The following is a 16,490-nucleotide window of genomic DNA, read 5'->3' on the forward strand; positions in this document are numbered from 1 at the left end:
TGATGTTTTGCTTGTGTATTTAGTGAAAGATGATGAACTGATTTTGTTAAGGTTAGGCAGTCATAGCGAGTTGTTTTGATCCACCCACACAATTTATAACGCTTAAACCAATCGCTCAAACCAACTACACCCCCCTTTTTAGAGGTAAAATTTAGGGGTAAAACACCGCTTACGCTTTTTTCGCTTCACACACCCTCGTGTTTCCCGCTTTTTAAATACCCTCGTGTGCGCATTTCCTTACGCTTCAAAGCCCCTTCATAACGGCGGATTTCAACCTCTGTTTTAGGCTCGTATTTAGGCATGGGGGTGGGTTTGCCATTTTCCACAGCCACCATGGTGAAATAGCATGAATTGGTGTGCGTGATTTCACGAGTTTTAATGTCTTCGCTCAAAACCTTAATCCCCACTTCGCACGAGGTGTTGCCCACATAATTGATGCTGGCTAAAAAAGTGAGCAAATTCCCTACAGGAATGGGGTATTTAAAAGTAACCCCATCCACGCTTAAAGTGACCGTTCCTTTAGCGCAATAACGAGTCGAACACACATAAGCCACTTTATCCAATAAATTCAATAATTCCCCCCCATGCATGACATTGTTGAAATTAGCGGTTGTAGGCACGACTAAATAGCTCATCAATAATTTAGTGCGATCCGCTGTGTCTATAGTAAAATCAAAATGGCTAGAATGCGATGATTGTATTTGAGGCATTGCTTCTCCTTAATTAAAATTGGTGTTAAAAATGTTTTTTGTAAAAAACATTCCAAGAACTATATATTAGTAAAAATTAAGTAATATTGAGTGAATATTAGAGGAATTATAAAAATAATAAGAGGGTTGGCGTTAGAGAATGGGCGTTGGAGAGAAAAAAGAAAGCCAAAAGGTGGCGGTTATCACTGGGGCGAGTTCTGGGATTGGGTTAGAGTGTGCGTTAATGCTGTTAGATCAAGGGTATAAAGTCTATGCGCTCTCTAGGCATGCGACTTTGTGCGTGGCGTTAAACCATGCGTTGTGCGAGCGCGTTGATATTGATGTGAGCGATTCTAACGCTTTAAAAGAAGTGTTTTTAAGCATCAGCGCTAAAGAAGATCATTGCGATGTTTTGATCAATTCTGCTGGTTATGGGGTGTTTGGGAGCGTAGAAGACACGCCCATTGAAGAGGTTAAAAAACAATTTGGCGTGAATTTTTTCGCCCTTTGTGAAGTGGTGCAGTTTTGTTTGCCCTTATTAAAAAACAAGCCTTACTCTAAGATTTTCAATCTTTCTTCCATAGCGGGGCGTGTGAGCATGCTCTTTTTAGGCCATTACAGCGCGAGTAAGCATGCCTTAGAGGCTTATAGCGATGCCTTGCGTTTAGAGCTTAAACCCTTTAACATTCAAGTGTGTTTGATTGAGCCAGGCCCGGTGAAAAGCAACTGGGAAAAAACCGCTTTTTCAGTTGAGAATTTTGAGAGCGAAGATAGCCTTTATGCCTTAGAAGTGAATGCGGCTAAAAGCTTTTATTCTGGCGTGTATCAAAACGCCCTAAGCCCTAAAGCCGTGGCACAAAAAATCGTTTTTCTTAGCATGAGTCAAAAAATCAAGGCCCGCTATTTGATCGGCTTAAAAACCCAATTATTGTTAGCGTTGTATCAAATCCTCCCGAGTAGCTGGTATGATTCTTTGTTCAGATTAATCGTTCTTAAAAGGAAGCGTGATGCTTAAAACCTATCATATTGCATTAGCTTGTGTGATTTTAGCGGTGGTGGTGTTGTTGTTTGGAGGGGAGTCCTTGAGCTTTGAAGAATGGCAAGAAGTGTGCCTGAATGTGAAAAACCACTTTTTACACAATGAAGAACTGAGCTCTTTAAGTGTTATTATTTTAGAAATACGACTACCACGAGTGATTTTAGCGCTTTTAGTGGGAGCGAGTTTGTCCGGGAGTGGGGTGGTGATGCAAACGATTTTTAGAAACCCCTTAGTGGATCCCTTTTTACTAGGGATTTCTAGCGGGGCGATGCTAGGCGTGGCGATGGCGATAGCGGTAGTGGAGTCTAACATTGCGATTTTAGCGTTTTTTGGGGCGATTTTGGCCAGCCTTGCTGTTTTGGCGATGAATAGGGTTTTGGGTAATTCCGTCCTTTCGTTGGTGCTTTCAGGGGTGGTGTTGAGCGCGTTTTTAAGCGCACTTGCCGGAGCGATAAAATTCTTTGTGATCCCCCAAAAAGCGCAAGCGATTGTCGTGTGGCTTTTAGGGAGCTTGTCTTTGAGCAGTTATAAGGATTGCTTGATCGCTTTCATAGGGCTGTCTTTGGGCTTTATCCCGCTCTTTTTGTTAAGGTGGCGCATCAATTTATTGAGCTTGAGCGATGCGCAAAGTTTGAGCTTGGGGATTAACCCGGTGCTGTTGCGATCGCTTTGTTTGGTGTGCGTGAGCGTTGCGAGCGCTTTAGCGGTGAGCGTGTCCGGCACGATTGGCTGGATTGGGTTAGTCATTCCGCATGTGGCTAGGTTGTTTTTTGGGGCAAATTTACAAAAACTGCTTTTAAGCTCTTTGTTAATGGGGGCGTTTTTCTTGCTTTTGGCGGATGTGGTGGCTAAAACCATTACCCCCTATGATTTACCGGTAGGCATTGCGACAAGCGTTTTAGGAGCGCCTTTCTTCTTGTGGCTTTTATTCAGGACTAGGGGGGTGTGATGGTCTTAGAAGTTAAAAACCTGTCCTTTAAATATTCTCAAAAACTCATTTTGGATAAATTGAGTTTTAGCGTGCCAAAAAACAGCATCACCAGCATTTTAGCGCCTAATGGATCGGGTAAAACCACGCTTTTAAAATGCCTTTTAGGGCTTTTGAAGCCTTTAGAAGAAACCGAAATCAAGGCGTGTAACAAAGATATTTTACCCTTAAAGCCTTATGAAAAAGCCAAACTAATCGCTTATATCCCCCAAGTGGAATATTATGCGTTCAATTTCAGCGTGTTGGATTTTGTCTTAATGGGGAAGGCGACGCATTTGAATTTGTTCGCTATGCCTAAAGCCAAGCACATTAAAGAAGCCACTAGCGTTTTAGAGCGCTTGGATTTAGAGTCCTTAAAAGATCAAGGCATCAATGATTTGTCCGGGGGTCAGAGGCAAATGGTGCTTTTAGCCAGAAGTTTGTTGCAAAGAACGCCCTTATTGTTACTGGATGAGCCTACGAGCGCGTTAGATCTAAAAAACCAAGCCCTTTTTTTTGATGCGATTAAAGATGAGATGAAAAAGCGAGAATTGAGCGTTTTAGTCAATATCCATGATCCCAATTTGGTTGCCAGGCACTCCACGCATGTGGTCATGCTCAAAGATAAAAAACTTTTTTTGCAAGCTTCCACGCCAATCGCTATGACTTCGCACAATTTAAGCGCGCTCTATGACACGCCCTTAGAAGCGATCTGGCATGATGATAAGCTTGTAGTGTATGCGTTGTAGGGGTTGAAAATAGGGGATTTTGAGTTATAATGTTTCGTTTATTTTTATTTTCAAGGAGTTTATGTGAAAATTAGCGCATCTGTTACCCCCCCCCTCATTTCAAACTATCCCTATAATAGTAGCTTTTGACAATAATTATTGCATCCCTGCTGGTGTGAGTTTATATTCCATGCTTTCTTCTTGTGCACAAGAAAGAGATGGGGTAAAACTCTTTTATCAAATCCATTGTTTAGTGGATAGTTTGAGCACTGAAAATATAGAAAAATTAAAGCGAACTATAGCCCCCTTTAGCGCATTTTCTGGTATTGAATTTTGTGATATTTCAAAGAATGACGCTTACCCTTTTAAATTGGCTTCTCAACTTTTCTTAAGACTCAATCCTTTTGCTAAAAAGCGTTTTTCTAAAATGATTTTATGCCGTTTGTTGCTAGCGAGTATTTTTTCTCAATATGAAAAAATTATCATGTTTGATGTGGATACCTTGTTCGTGGGCGATATTAGCGAGAGCTTTTTTATCCCTATGGATGGAGTGTATTTTGGAGCAACCAAAGAAGACTTCTCATTGATTGGCATTCATAACGCTAATGATTTGTTTGTATCTCGCCTTAATTGGTCTAGGGGAATGGGTGTCAAACTCAATCATAAAAGCCTGAGCTTTCAAGAAGTGGGAATTCTATATGAAAACCCTTTTAATGCAGGTTTTATGCTGGTCAATTTGGCGTTGTGGAGAGAGAGTCATTTAGAAGAAAAGCTGATTGATTTTTTTAAAACAAGAGATGAGGGGCTGTTGTTGCCAGAGCAAGATTTATTTGTGCTTGTTTGTCAAGGGCGTATTTTAGAAATGCCTTGCAAGTATAATGTCCATCCACGCATGGTTGGGACGAGAATGATACCTAAAAAATCTGATGCTAGCATGTTGCATTTTTATGCTGATGAAAAGCCTTGGAAGCATTTTGGCTACCCGTATTCTAAAGAATGACACCAAGTAGCTTTTAAAACTTCTTTTGATTCTTTGGTTTTTGAGGATTTAGTGGGTAAAATTGAAACTTTTACTGAACTCAATGACCACAACAAAAAGAGTTTTTTTGAATTTTTAAACACCAGGCTGAATAAAAAATTTCTTATACAATACGTTTTGTTTAAGATTTTTAAAAAGCTAGAGTCTTTTTGTTTGCGTTAGCGGAGTTTGTTAGCGGAGTTCATGTAAAACTCCCTAATAACCCCATGCCAAAGCATGGGTTTAAGAACACTATTTAGAGCGGTATTTAGAAACTATACCTCATTCCTAAATTGGAAGCGAAATGGCCTATATTGGAAATCAAATTGTGCAAATAAACAAAGCCCAAATTCAAAAACACTTCTTTAGCTAATTTCAATTCCCCACCCATCATCACTCTCGCATGGGTATTTAAAGGGTTGTGCGTGGCATTCACTTTAAAGGTGTTTAAAGACACCGCATTGCTAGAACCAAAGTTAGCAAATTCTTGTAAAACTCCAGCATTCATATAGAAGTATGAAGTGTCCCCATAATAATAACGCGCTTCCACATTAGCGCTAGCGTTGAATAAATGCTGACTGCTAGAGCCATTACTCAAAGCCACTTTTTGATTGCTGTTGCTTTTAAAGTTGGTTGAACCTAAATGGTTGTAGCTCACGCCCACGCTTGGTTTTAACACTAAAGCGTTCCTAAAAAACGCGAAGTCATAACCATAGCTCGCTCTTGTTGTGGCGCTATAGGCTAAGTAATGATAGCTTTGATTCAAATCTTGTAATAGAGCGCTTTTGAAATTCAAGCTTGATTGATCGCTCCCTAGCGCCCCTTGAGCTTCAAAATCAAATTCATGCTGGTTAGCAAAGAGACGGCTATACACGCCAAAATTAGTGTTATTGGCCCCAGAGTTAAGGGAGTTCGCTTGATTGCTAAAAGAACTATAACCATAGCTTCCAAAACCGCCCACAATGGCTTCCACTTGCCCGTTAAGGTAAGCATCCACGCCGGCACTTGTGCCATACAATGAAGCGTTGCCGCCATTATTCAAGCTCGTTCCCCCAATAGCGTTAGCCCAAACATTGGTAGGTTTTTCATATTTGGGGGCAAATTGATACAACACTTCCGCCGCGCTTTCTAAAGAAGCGAATTTTTGGTCTTTTAAAGCTTGTAAGCGTTGGGCGAATGAGTCAATATGGTTGGTGTGCCTTCTGGAGAGATTGACTAAACGAGAATTTAAAATCATCGCATTGCTCAAGCTCAAAGTTTGTAAGCCGCTGGTTTTATGCTCTAAACTGGCTATGTTGTTTAAAGTGGTAGTGGCCGTATTCAATTGCTTGGTGATTTCATTAGTGCTTGTGTTATCAATCATTTGTCTGGCATAACCCGCATTATGGCTATCAATCAATAAGGTTTGCAAGAGATCCCTACCTTGCGCGCCTGAATGAGTATAGAGCGTGTCAATATCTTTAGAGCGGTTAGCCAATTCAAACACGCTTTCAATAGTGCCAAAATCATGCTGATTGATAGCGACTAAATTAGGAGTGGCGCTGTGAGCGAAAGGAGCGTTCTTTACGAGGGCGTAGTTAGCAGAACGCGCATTATTAGTGGTGTTTGTGGGTAAATTTGTGGTATTGCCACCATTCTCAGTAGGCGTAGAATTGCCTAAATAATACACCGAAATTTTAGAGCCATTAGCTGTTTTGCTGATCCCTATATTTTTCCATGCCTTACCGATAAGATACTTGTAATTGTCAGGGTTGTTCACCATGCTTTGATCGCCGATAGCCATACCGCATGTTTTAATGTCATCAGTATTTCGCACCACACAAGTATCCATGCGGTTATTGTTGTTATAAAGGGCTAGGCGCTCTTTGAATTGCTCTTCTAGATTAACATTACTAATGCCATTGGTACCTGTAGAAACATTACCATAACCAATGATTTTCGCTTTCAATAAAACATGCTCTGTATTTTTAATGAGATCTTGAGCGCTGTTAATCTTCATGAGCGGTTTGTAAAACCCGGTCGCGCTGTCTATATCATTATTAAACATCATAGCTGCTGCATTGCCTACATTTAAGGTTGCCACTTTCCCACCTCGGACCAGATAGTTGATAGTGCCTTGATTGTTGATAAAATCCCCTTGGATGGTTAAATTTGAAAATTGACTATAGTCCATGACCGCATTTTGACCCAGGGTTAGATTATTAAACATAAGTTTTGATGTGCCCCAAGGGTTTTCTGGGGTTGAAGAAGCGAATTTTCTGGTGATTTCAACATTTTTAACATTTCTAGCGTCAAAATAATTCCAAGGGCTATAGTAAAACTCATTGATAACTAGTTTTTCGCCGCCTTTAAATTTAACACCGCCAGAATAGATTGACCTAGTGCCAGTTTCCAAACGCACGGTGTTGATGCGCGATTGACTGCCTATATCTTCGCTAAAATGAGTGTATTCCCCCACGCTCACCCCATTGGTTTTAACAATCAATTCATTAATGTTGAAGTTTTTAACGGCCACATTAGTGGAAGCTGTGATGAGCTTGTTGATATTGACTTTGTCTGTAACACCACTAAAATCTAAGGTGTTGAAACCACCATTACCCGTATCAATACCTTTAAAATTAGCTGTATGAGCATCCACTTTTAAATTCACAAATCTTCCCAAACTAATATCGTTATTAAAAGTGGCTGTGCCGTTTTTGGTATCAGTGCCAGCCTTAAACTCAAAATTCGCGCTTGATCCTGCCAAAGCATAACCACCCACTTGATTATTCACTCTTAAAGGCCCATCAACGGTGATATTCCCGGTTAAATTTTCAACTAAAAGGGTGCGCCCGCTCGCTTGATTGGACAGATTGACACCGCCTTTGCCGATATTCAAATGAGCTGCATTGGTGGTAAGAGAAGCTTTATACCCTCCCACTTTAATCGTGCCATCAGCGTTAGTGTTGATGCGGTTGATATTGACAACCGTGTCTTTGCCACCAGCAAAAGGCCCATCAATGACTTGCGTGGGTTGAATTTCTGTTTTTTGCGCGCTATTGGGTGGGTTAATGACCTGAGTGTTACTATTGTTTTGAGCGCTGTTTTGTTGGTTGTTGTTAGCATTATTTTGCGTGGTGTTACTAGGTTTATCCTTAGGTTTATCCTTATAACCGCCTTCTGGAGGGGCGATAATGTTTAGCCCCGCGCTTTGCCACAAATCCAATGTGCCAATATGAGTCTTATTGCTAGCGATAATGCCTGCTTGAGCGGCGTTTTTATCGCCCACAGTGAGGTGGTTAAAATCCACTTCCCCTGTTACTTTTGAAGTGTTGATCGTGCTGTATGAAGGGGCCAAATACGCTCCCACGTATTGCAAACGGCCCATCCACACATTACCATTTAATTTAACGCTGTTTGAAGCTAAATTGAGCGTGGCGCCATCATAAAGAGAAATTTCCGCATTTTTACTGCTAGTGATCCCTTCTGAAGCTTGCAAAGTCAAAACCGTAGAGCTAGCTTTCCTCCCGGCTCCAGAACCCACACGATTATTGATTTCTACAAAATTATCAATTGAAATATTTTTAGCGTTGAAATTCACTCTCGTGGTGCGATCAGCGCTATCCTTATAGCTTGTGAAAGAATTGCCATTGAATTGGCCCAAGCGTAAAGTGGCTTTTTGTATATTCACATCTAAATCCCCACCAGTAAAGTTTCTAAGACCTGATAGTTTATAAGTCCCTACAGCGTCTTTCATATCCACTTCAAGCTTGTTCTGCTGCCCGCCTTTGACCCAATAATGCCTAGCGGCATTCCCCCAATCCCAGCCTCCATCAATCTTACTGGATAAAAGGGATTGGTATAAGTCGTATTCCTTGTTAGGGAATTCATTAAAGCCTTTTCCTGCTTGAATGCGCCAAACTTTATCGGGTTTGTCTGGGGTTTTATTGGCTTCTTCGGCTTGTTTTAGCCCCCAGCCAAGAAGCCCTGAGACCGTTCCTACAGCGGTGCCTGTGGCGATACCCCCAACAATGGCTGGAATGATCACGGTCGTGAAAAAGGCGGCATGACTCTCTTGCGGTATGGAGCTAATCAACGCTCCTGCTAAAACAAGAGAAACTAAAGGGCGATTGATTTTGCGGTGTGTTTGTTGTATTTCCATTTTCTTCCTTTCTTTTTGTAAAACGATTTTTGCACAAAGGGTGCGACTTTAGACTAGAAAATTTCTGTTGCACTTACGATTAAGATTATAAATATGTAGTATCTACAACCAATATTAAACTTTTATCAAATTAAGGTAAATAAACATAAAACTTAACAAGATTAAAAAGCAATATTGCTAGAATTTGTGGTTAGAATGTGTAAATAGGTAAAATTTGAAAAGCTTAAAAAAGCTTCTCCCAAATCGTGCCTTGTGGGGTGTCCATCAAAGCGATTTTTTGTTGTAAAAGCTCTTCTCTGATGCTATCGGCTTTTAAAAAATCTTTTTGTTCTTTGGCGCGTTTTCTTTCTTCTATCTTGTTTTCAATTTCTTGTTTTTCGCTCTCGCTCACGCCTAACTGGAAATACGCGCTAGGGTCTTTAAACCCGATGCCAAGCAGTTCTTCTATGAATTTCAAATTCGCTAAAATTTCGCCTTTCAAAGCCTTGTTTTTGGGGTTTTGATCCAGTTTTTCATTAGTAGAAGAAAGCATGCTTTCTAAAACGCTCAACGCTTTAGAAACGTTTAAATCATCTTGCATGCATTCTAAAATTTCTTTTTTAAAGTTTGGATTTATTCCTCCAAGAGTCCCTAAAACGCGCTGTTTTAAACGATAGATTTTATCCAAGCGTTTTTTACTCACTAGTAAGTCTTCTTCATTGAAATTCAAAACAGAGCGATAATGCACCCCTAGCAAGTAATTGCGCAAAATTTCGCCATCATAGTTTTTGAGGGCGTCTTTAATAAAAAAGCTATTCCCTAAACTTTTAGACATTTTTTCGTTATTGATATTCACAAAGCCATTATGCATCCAGTATTTAGCAAGCTCCACGCCAAAGGCGCAACGGGTTTGGCACGCTTCATTTTCATGGTGGGGGAATAACAAATCCGCTCCGCCTGCATGGATGTCAATTTGATAAGGGGTGTCAGTGAGCGCTAAAGTTTTAAAGATCATGCTAGAGCATTCTATATGCCAGCCAGGGCGCCCTTTGCCTAAAGGGCTATCAAAGCCCACATCATTATCCCCCTTATAGCTTTTCCATAACACAAAATCCTGCTCAAGCCGTTTTTCTTGCACCAAACCAATACGGCCAAATTCCATACTGCTATTATGCACGCTCAAAGAGCCGTAATCTTTATCCTTGCTCGTGTCTAAATAAATATCCCCATTAGAGATCTGATAAGCGATATTTTTTTCTAAAAGCGTTTCAATCATGCCCACCATAGCGTCTAAATACTCGCTCGCTTTAGGCTCTAGGCTGGGTTTTTTCACGTTCAAAGCGTTTAAATCCCTCGTGTAAGATTCAATATAAATGCTGCTTAATTCTTGAATGCTTTTGTTTTCTTTTAGGGCTTTGTTGATGATTTTATCGTCAATATCCGTGAAATTCCTTACTAGCACCACTTCATAGCCGCTCAATTCAAGCGTGCGCCTTAACAAATCAAAAGCAATCGCGCTCCTAGCATGCCCTAAATGAGCGTCATCATACACCGTAGGCCCGCACACATAAATATTCGCCTTTTTTTCAACTAAAGGCTCAAAAGGGACTTTTTGTTTTAATTTGGTATCATAAATAAACATTTAAAAACCTTGAAAATAATAAAATAAATATAAATGTGTAACCCACGATTTGAACGCTAAGAGTAATAAGATTTCCACGCAAGCGAGAAAAAGAATTACAAGCCATGATTTCAAATTTTTAATTATACCCAAGAATGGTTGAAAGCCAAACGCTTTTATCGTTAAAACAAATAAAAATAACCCGCTCAAACTATTCGCTAAAGCCAAACCTAAAACCCCTAACAAAGGCATTAAACTCAAAGAAGCCACCAAGCCTAAAAAAAGCGAAATTAAAGAGATTTTAGCCGCTTTTTTTTGTTCTAATTTCGCATAAAGCCATAAAGAAAAGAGTTTAGTTAGCCCAAAAGGGAGCAAGCCTAAAAGATAGAGCGAAAAGACTTGCGAAGTGATTAAAGTGTCTTTAGGGCTAAATTGCCCCCTTTCAAATAAAAGCTCGGTGATTTCTTTGCTTAACATGATCCCCCCAATGCTGCAAAGAAGCAAAACCCCCACCAAAAAAAACCACGCCTTTTGCAAGCGCTGTAAGATTAAATCCTGCTGATTGTTTTTAATGGCGATCGCAATGCTGGGGAAAAGAGCTGTGGATATAGCGATAGCAAATAAGGCTAAAGGGAGCTGGAAAACTCTATTAGCGTAATACAAATAAGACACGCTCCCGCTCGCTAGAAAAGAGGCGATTGTGGTGTCTAAAAAAGAAGCGATCTGAGCGCTAGAATTGCCTAAAACGCTGGGGAAAAACTGCTTGAAAAACCCTTTCAGATCCCTTTTAACCCTATTCAAACGATATTCTTTTTTGAGCGCGTTTTTAGTCTTAAAGCTCAAAAATCCTTTAAATAATAAATCCCATAAGCCTAATTCCACTAAAGGATAAAAGTGTAATAAAATTTGAGCCACGCCCCCTAAAAGCACGCCATAGCTCAAATAATACAACGCTTCTAAATGCGTTTTTTCTTTGGAAATCAAAAGGGCTGAAATCATGCATACATTGAGTAAGCTTGTGCTATAAGCGCTGGCAAAAAAGCTGTGTTTGTATTGCAAAAGCGCGCCTAAAAAAGTGGTGATAAACACCAATAAAAGATACCAGAAATTGATCGCTACAATAGGGGCGCATAGTTTGAGCGTCTCTTCATCAAAGCCGTAAGCTAGGAGTTTGGTGAGCCATAAGGGATTTAACGCCACCAATAAGCACCACATGAATAAAACGCTACAAAAAATAAGCCCCACCAAACTCGCAAAACTCCCTTTAATGGAACTTCGTATGAAGCTTGGTAAAAAGCTTTGTGAAAAAGAGCCCTCCGCAAAAATACGCCTGAATAAATTAGGCAATTTGAAAGCCACAAAAAAAATATCGCTATACACCCCAGCCCCTAGAATATTAGCCATCATCAAATCCCGTAAAAAGCCAAAAATCCTAGAGCATAAAATCCCTAAGCTGTTGGTTAAAAATATTTTTTTTAGCATACTAGCTGTATTTATTACCTAATTTTCAGTGTTTTTTTGTTAGCATATTTCTTTTTTCAAATTCTTATATTATACCATTTAAGGATTAAAAAATGAGCTTGGAGCGTTTTGCCCCTATAAAAGTTGAGCGGTGCAAAGACATTCAAAAAGAATTAAAAAAAGTGGCCGCTGAAAATAAATTACAAACAGAAGATCTATGGTTTGAGATTTTAAAAACTTCTATTTTTATCAAAAACAGCGCTAAAGACGATTTTAGCGAGGCTTTTGGTGGGGAATTGCAACAATTAGAAGAAGAGGAATACTATGAAAAAAAAGAGCTAACCCTTTATCAAACCCACGACATTAAAATCAAATCAAACGCTTATAAGCGCTTTTTTGAAGTGGAAGTGGATGAAGATTTAAGCAAAATAGAAATTATTTTAGACGAGTGTTTTATTGTCCTAGACACTGAAGAGCATTACCAAGAAATGTTTGCGTATATTAAAGAGTGTTTGGCCTTTCAAGGCGTGGTGTTTAGGCATTTTTCACAAATGTATGAAAATTTAAAAACAGAGTTAAGAAAATATCAAAAAGAAGCCCAAAACAAGCGCTTTATTTTATACGCTTCTTCAACCTTTATCCCTAATGTAGAAGAACAATCCCATTTTTTATTAGAAGAAGAATACCTTCCAACGCATACCATTTTTTTAAGCGATCAAGAAGAATCGTTTGTTAAAGAAAATTACTATATCGCTAAAGAAAACCAAAAAGTCGCTTGCGTGAATTACCCCAAGCAAGGCAGAGACGGCCGTAACCTTAAAGGCCTTTATATTGAATTGCCTAAAGTTGCCCATTCGCCCACCCCCATAGGGCATGACAAAAACGCTTTTGAAGAAAGAGAAGAAAATAACGCTTTAGTGTATTACTCCAAAGCCTTACAAGGGGTTAAAATGGAAAAAGGGCGTTTGGTTTCTAAGCAAAATTTTATTTTTAAAAACGGGATCAAGTCTATTGAAACGCCTAATCTTTTAGGGGGAGTGGAGAGCGATCTGGTTTTAGAGATTCAGGCTAAAGACGAATTGAGCGATGCGATCGATTCTAACCTCATTTTAGAAGCGAGCGTAATTAACATTAAGGGCAATGTGGGTAAGAATGTGATCTTAGTGGCCAAAGAAATCACTATAGAGGGGCAAATCCACCCTGAAAGCTATGTCTATGCTAATAAAGCGCGCATCACTAACCATAAGGGCGTGTGCTACGCTAAAGAGTTTGAGTGCAAGTATTTAGAGCGCGCTAAAGTGTATGCCAATAGCGTTAAAGTGGAAGCGAGCGCGGGGAGCGTGGTCTATGCGAAAGAAATCGCTTTAGAAAAGCTCAAAAGCGACAACAAGCTGTATTTTTCCAAGCAATGTTTGATTGATGAGGTGGATGGTAATGGCAACCGCTTTATTTTTTACGCTTTTGGGGGGCGAGAAAACCAAGAAGAATTGAAGATTGCTAAACAAAAACTCAATGCGTTAGGGTTAAAATCCAAAAAAATCATCGCTCAGCACCAGTCCTTAAACCATTTAGTCAAAAACCATCAAATCATCATGGAAAAGCTTAAAAACGCCACCGAAGAAATCAAACGCTCTTTAATGCAACAAGAAAGCGTGAAAGACGCTTATAGCGAGTTTATGTTTGCTTTAAAGCGTTTGAAAATCTTAAAAGCCCAAATGTTAGAATTGCAAAAAATCAATAACGAATGTTACGCTAAACTCATCAGCATAGAAAACAGCTTCCAGCATGCAAGCATTACGACTAAAAACCCTTTCAAGCAAGAAAATATCGTGATTTATCATCGCAATTACCCTAAAGTGAGCAACTTGAGCGCCATGTTAAGCCATAATGAAAGCGTGAATGTGATCTATGAAGATCATAAAATCAAAAAAATCCCTAAAAGCGCTATAAAAGGCTAGAGCAAGAAATAAAAAAAGGGATAAAATGATAGTGGGTTTGATAGGGGTTGTGGAAAAAATCTCCGCTTTAGAAGCGCATATAGAAGTGCAAGGGGTTGTTTATGGGGTGCAAGTTTCTATGCGAACGGCTGCTTTGCTTCAAGCGGGCCAAAAAGCGCGTTTGAAAATCTTACAAGTGATCAAAGAAGACGCGCATCTTTTATATGGGTTTTTAGAAGAGAGCGAAAAAATCCTCTTTGAAAGGCTTTTGAAAATCAATGGGGTAGGGGGTCGTATCGCTTTAGCCATTCTGTCAAGCTTTTCACCGAACGAATTTGAAAACATTATCGCTACTAAAGAAGTCAAAAGACTCCAGCAAGTCCCAGGCATTGGCAAAAAGCTCGCCGATAAGATCATGGTGGATTTGATTGGCTTTTTCATTCAAGATGAAAACAGACCCGCGCGCAATGAAGTCTTTTTAGCCCTAGAGAGTTTGGGCTTTAAAAGCGCTGAAATCAACCAAGTCTTAAAAACCCTAAAACCCCATCTCAGCATAGAAGCAGCGATTAAAGAAGCCTTACAACAACTGCGTTCTTAAAAAAAGCTTTTAGTTTAGCGGCTACGCTTTAAACGAAGCCACCGCAGGCGCAGCGTTAAAATACCACATTCAAAGAGCGCTAGAAAGAAGCCACACGATAAGCGACTTTACAAAGAATTTAGAACTGAGCGCTAAAAATTCCAAGTTTTCTAATGCTACGATGCGAAAGATTGAAGAGATCACGCAAGGCGTAAAAAGCGCTAAAGAAAACATCACTAAGCAAGAGGAAGCGTTAAAAGACGCTATAACGCCCCTTAAACAATTTGGCAAGAATTATGCAGAATTTGTTTTAAAGCCAAAAGAAGCGTTAGAGAAACTATTGCAAGAGAAAAACGGACAAGTTGCAGGCGCAGCGTTCAGGGACGATTTAGGAGGGATTGATTTTGTGTGGGGTAATAAAGATTACGGGTTAGAACACATCTTAGAAAAGAGAGAAAAACAATACACAAGATTAGGATTAAATGCAGAGCAAATTAAAGAAAGAACCGATGAGTTATTAAAATCTATCCCTGAAGTCATTGAGAACGGAACATTATTTAAAGACGATTTAGGGCGCGTTAGCGTGGAATTAAATAACATGAGAGTGGGGCTAAAAAACACATGGGATAATAACAACCTAAATAATCATTTTGTGGTTACTAGCTATGAGAGAGATGAAAAAGTATTAAGGGAGTTAGAAACCAAACCGCCACTTTCTAACGATTACAAAGACAATAGCAACTATAGTGCCTTAAACCTTAATGAAAACAATTTTACTAAAGAAAGTTTAACGAGACAAGAACCGCCCTTATCTACATTAGAAAAAAGCCAACTAGAGAAGCAAAAGAAACTAGAAAGCGAAAGATTAGCTAAAGCAGAAAAAGAACGCGCCCAAAAGATTAGAGATAAAGAAAAAGCCGAATTGATAGATAAAATCAGAGCGCAAAAAAACGCCACGCTAGGCAAAAGCGAATTAGACAGAGAAATCGCAAAAAGTGAAAAAATACCCTACAAAGAGCCAGAAAATGTCCCTAAAACGAGCGTTAGCTTAAACGATGATGAAATACACCTCTTAAAGTTTGTGATCGTCAATAAAAGCGATTTAAAGCCCAATTTCAAAAACACAGGCACGCAAACACGCACCACAGTGGATAGTAAGAAAGTAGAAGAGATAGCCGAGCGCTTTGATCCTAAATTGATTATAGGGCGAGGGGGTTTTGATGATTTGCCAATTATCTTACAAGACGGCCAGATTATAGCAGGAAACCACCGCATCCAAGGCATGCTAAACTTTAACGCAGAGAGCCGAAAAAAATACGACCAAGCGATTAAGCAGAACTTCAATATTAGTTTAAAGCCTAATGAGCTTTTAGTGCGAATGCCAGAGCAGGAATTAAACGACAAAGAGATTTTTAAATTAGCAAGCAAATCTAACGAAAACCGAGCGAACAGCTTTAGCGATACGCTTTTAAGCGCGATGAGCAGTTATAACGACAAATTGAAGCATTTACCGCCTAAATTTGAAAGCGACAGCGTGGAGAATTTAGCCAATCAGGTTGCAAGAGCGTTAGAGAAAGACGCTAAAATCCCAAGCCACACCCAAGTAGAAAACGCTAACCTTTCTCTTTTGAGTCATTACGCCAGAAACACTCCAAATAACAGCTTTTTAGAAGTGTTTGATAACGCTTATAAAAACCTAGACAGAGAGCAATTTAAGGCGTTTAAGGAAATGTTTGCCAATAACAGTGCGAATTTTCACAATCTCAATAACGACACCACGATTAAAAATTTCACTATTTCACCTTATCTAACCGATGCGCTAGACGCTACCGCTAAAATGCTTGAAAGTGGTAACAGATCCGATAATTTCTCTAAGTTAGCGCATGACATTGACTACTTAGTCAATAGCACAGATGAAAACGGCATGAATGCTTTCATTAAAGAAAATAAGGACGCTTACCACAGCGTGATAAGCGAATTATTAGGAAGTTCTTTTGCGCGCTTTTTACGCCTTGAAAACCCTAGCGCGCAGTTTTATGAGTTTTTAGTAAAATCTAAAGACCGAATGATAGAAAACGCAGCCGATATTCTCACAGGAACGAGCAAGCCTATTAGTCAAATCAATGTGTTTGATTTCATTAAATATGGCATTGAAAGCGGTAAAAGCAGTAAGGAAAGCAGGGAATTACTTGATCTGTTGCCAGAGTTAGAAAAAAAGTTTAACGCTCATGAGAAGTTTTTAAAAGGAAATAAAAAATGAATTACCCTAATCTACCTAATAGCGCGCTTGAAATTAAAGAACAGCCAGAAGTGAAAGAAATCACTAACGAATT

The 16,490-nt window shown here is 39.5% G+C and carries 10 protein-coding genes and 2 pseudogenes; 8 read left to right on the plus strand and 4 right to left on the minus strand.

What is annotated here, in order from left to right; translation table 11 throughout:
• Nucleotides 1-79 (plus strand): annotated as a pseudogene (locus I6852_RS07540) (HP0894 family type II toxin-antitoxin system mRNA interferase toxin); the annotation flags it as partial.
• A gap of 106 nt (nucleotides 80-185) precedes the next feature.
• Here the strand turns inward: I6852_RS07540 and I6852_RS07545 are convergent.
• On the minus strand, nucleotides 186-710 hold the full coding sequence (locus I6852_RS07545; protein ID WP_001135623.1) for an acyl-CoA thioesterase: 525 nt from the start codon (nucleotides 708-710) through the stop codon (nucleotides 186-188).
• A 139-nt stretch (nucleotides 711-849) separates the two neighbouring features.
• Between I6852_RS07545 and I6852_RS07550 the strand changes: the two genes are divergently transcribed.
• From I6852_RS07550 to I6852_RS07565, 4 genes and pseudogenes are all read left to right on the plus strand, one after another.
• Complete coding sequence (locus I6852_RS07550; RefSeq protein WP_197292040.1) at nucleotides 850-1,704, plus strand: SDR family oxidoreductase; 855 nt, start codon at nucleotides 850-852, stop codon at nucleotides 1,702-1,704.
• Nucleotides 1,697-2,677, plus strand: a complete 981-nt coding sequence (locus I6852_RS07555) for a FecCD family ABC transporter permease (protein WP_000921450.1) — start codon at nucleotides 1,697-1,699, stop codon at nucleotides 2,675-2,677. The genes I6852_RS07550 and I6852_RS07555 overlap by 8 nt, the downstream gene beginning before the upstream one ends.
• Complete coding sequence (locus I6852_RS07560; protein ID WP_000242348.1) at nucleotides 2,677-3,444, plus strand: ABC transporter ATP-binding protein; 768 nt, start codon at nucleotides 2,677-2,679, stop codon at nucleotides 3,442-3,444. Before I6852_RS07555 ends, I6852_RS07560 begins: the two co-directional genes overlap by 1 nt.
• Before the next feature lie 79 nt (nucleotides 3,445-3,523).
• A pseudogene (locus tag I6852_RS07565) lies at nucleotides 3,524-4,624 on the plus strand (glycosyltransferase family 8 protein).
• A gap of 85 nt (nucleotides 4,625-4,709) precedes the next feature.
• Here the strand turns inward: I6852_RS07565 and vacA are convergent.
• The 3 genes from vacA to murJ form a co-directional block, all read right to left on the minus strand.
• Nucleotides 4,710-8,582, minus strand: coding sequence for an autotransporter vacuolating cytotoxin VacA (gene vacA / locus I6852_RS07570; RefSeq protein ID WP_197292041.1), 3,873 nt, complete (start codon nucleotides 8,580-8,582; stop codon nucleotides 4,710-4,712).
• A gap of 223 nt (nucleotides 8,583-8,805) precedes the next feature.
• On the minus strand, nucleotides 8,806-10,203 hold the full coding sequence (cysS, locus tag I6852_RS07575) for a cysteine--tRNA ligase (RefSeq protein WP_197292042.1): 1,398 nt from the start codon (nucleotides 10,201-10,203) through the stop codon (nucleotides 8,806-8,808).
• Complete coding sequence (gene murJ, locus I6852_RS07580; RefSeq protein ID WP_197292043.1) at nucleotides 10,204-11,664, minus strand: murein biosynthesis integral membrane protein MurJ; 1,461 nt, start codon at nucleotides 11,662-11,664, stop codon at nucleotides 10,204-10,206. It lies immediately after the preceding gene.
• A gap of 92 nt (nucleotides 11,665-11,756) precedes the next feature.
• Between murJ and I6852_RS07585 the strand changes: the two genes are divergently transcribed.
• The 3 genes from I6852_RS07585 (at nucleotide 11,757) to I6852_RS07595 (ending at nucleotide 16,417) form a co-directional block, all read left to right on the plus strand.
• On the plus strand, nucleotides 11,757-13,601 hold the full coding sequence (locus I6852_RS07585; RefSeq protein WP_197292044.1) for a hypothetical protein: 1,845 nt from the start codon (nucleotides 11,757-11,759) through the stop codon (nucleotides 13,599-13,601).
• A 25-nt stretch (nucleotides 13,602-13,626) separates the two neighbouring features.
• Nucleotides 13,627-14,178 carry a Holliday junction branch migration protein RuvA gene (ruvA, locus tag I6852_RS07590; protein WP_077645605.1) on the plus strand — a complete coding sequence of 184 codons (552 nt, stop codon included), beginning with the start codon at nucleotides 13,627-13,629 and terminating at the stop codon, nucleotides 14,176-14,178.
• 160 nt (nucleotides 14,179-14,338) lie between these two features.
• A complete protein-coding gene (locus I6852_RS07595) occupies nucleotides 14,339-16,417 on the plus strand; it encodes a putative barnase/colicin E5 family endoribonuclease (RefSeq protein WP_231626165.1) in 2,079 nt (692 codons plus the stop codon).
• The last annotated feature ends 73 nt before the right edge of the window (nucleotides 16,418-16,490 follow it).

This window comes from Helicobacter pylori, from assembly GCF_015904775.1.
In the GTDB taxonomy this organism is placed as follows: domain Bacteria; phylum Campylobacterota; class Campylobacteria; order Campylobacterales; family Helicobacteraceae; genus Helicobacter; species Helicobacter pylori_DM.

Coding starts and splice junctions, on each gene's coding strand:
- I6852_RS07545 (WP_001135623.1), bottom strand. CDS start 710: ATGCCTCAAATACAATCATCGCATTCTAGCCATTTTGATTTTACTATA.
- I6852_RS07550 (WP_197292040.1), top strand. CDS start 850: ATGGGCGTTGGAGAGAAAAAAGAAAGCCAAAAGGTGGCGGTTATCACT.
- I6852_RS07555 (WP_000921450.1), top strand. CDS start 1,697: ATGCTTAAAACCTATCATATTGCATTAGCTTGTGTGATTTTAGCGGTG.
- I6852_RS07560 (WP_000242348.1), top strand. CDS start 2,677: ATGGTCTTAGAAGTTAAAAACCTGTCCTTTAAATATTCTCAAAAACTC.
- vacA (WP_197292041.1), bottom strand. CDS start 8,582: ATGGAAATACAACAAACACACCGCAAAATCAATCGCCCTTTAGTTTCT.
- cysS (WP_197292042.1), bottom strand. CDS start 10,203: ATGTTTATTTATGATACCAAATTAAAACAAAAAGTCCCTTTTGAGCCT.
- murJ (WP_197292043.1), bottom strand. CDS start 11,664: ATGCTAAAAAAAATATTTTTAACCAACAGCTTAGGGATTTTATGCTCT.
- I6852_RS07585 (WP_197292044.1), top strand. CDS start 11,757: ATGAGCTTGGAGCGTTTTGCCCCTATAAAAGTTGAGCGGTGCAAAGAC.
- ruvA (WP_077645605.1), top strand. CDS start 13,627: ATGATAGTGGGTTTGATAGGGGTTGTGGAAAAAATCTCCGCTTTAGAA.
- I6852_RS07595 (WP_231626165.1), top strand. CDS start 14,339: ATGCGAAAGATTGAAGAGATCACGCAAGGCGTAAAAAGCGCTAAAGAA.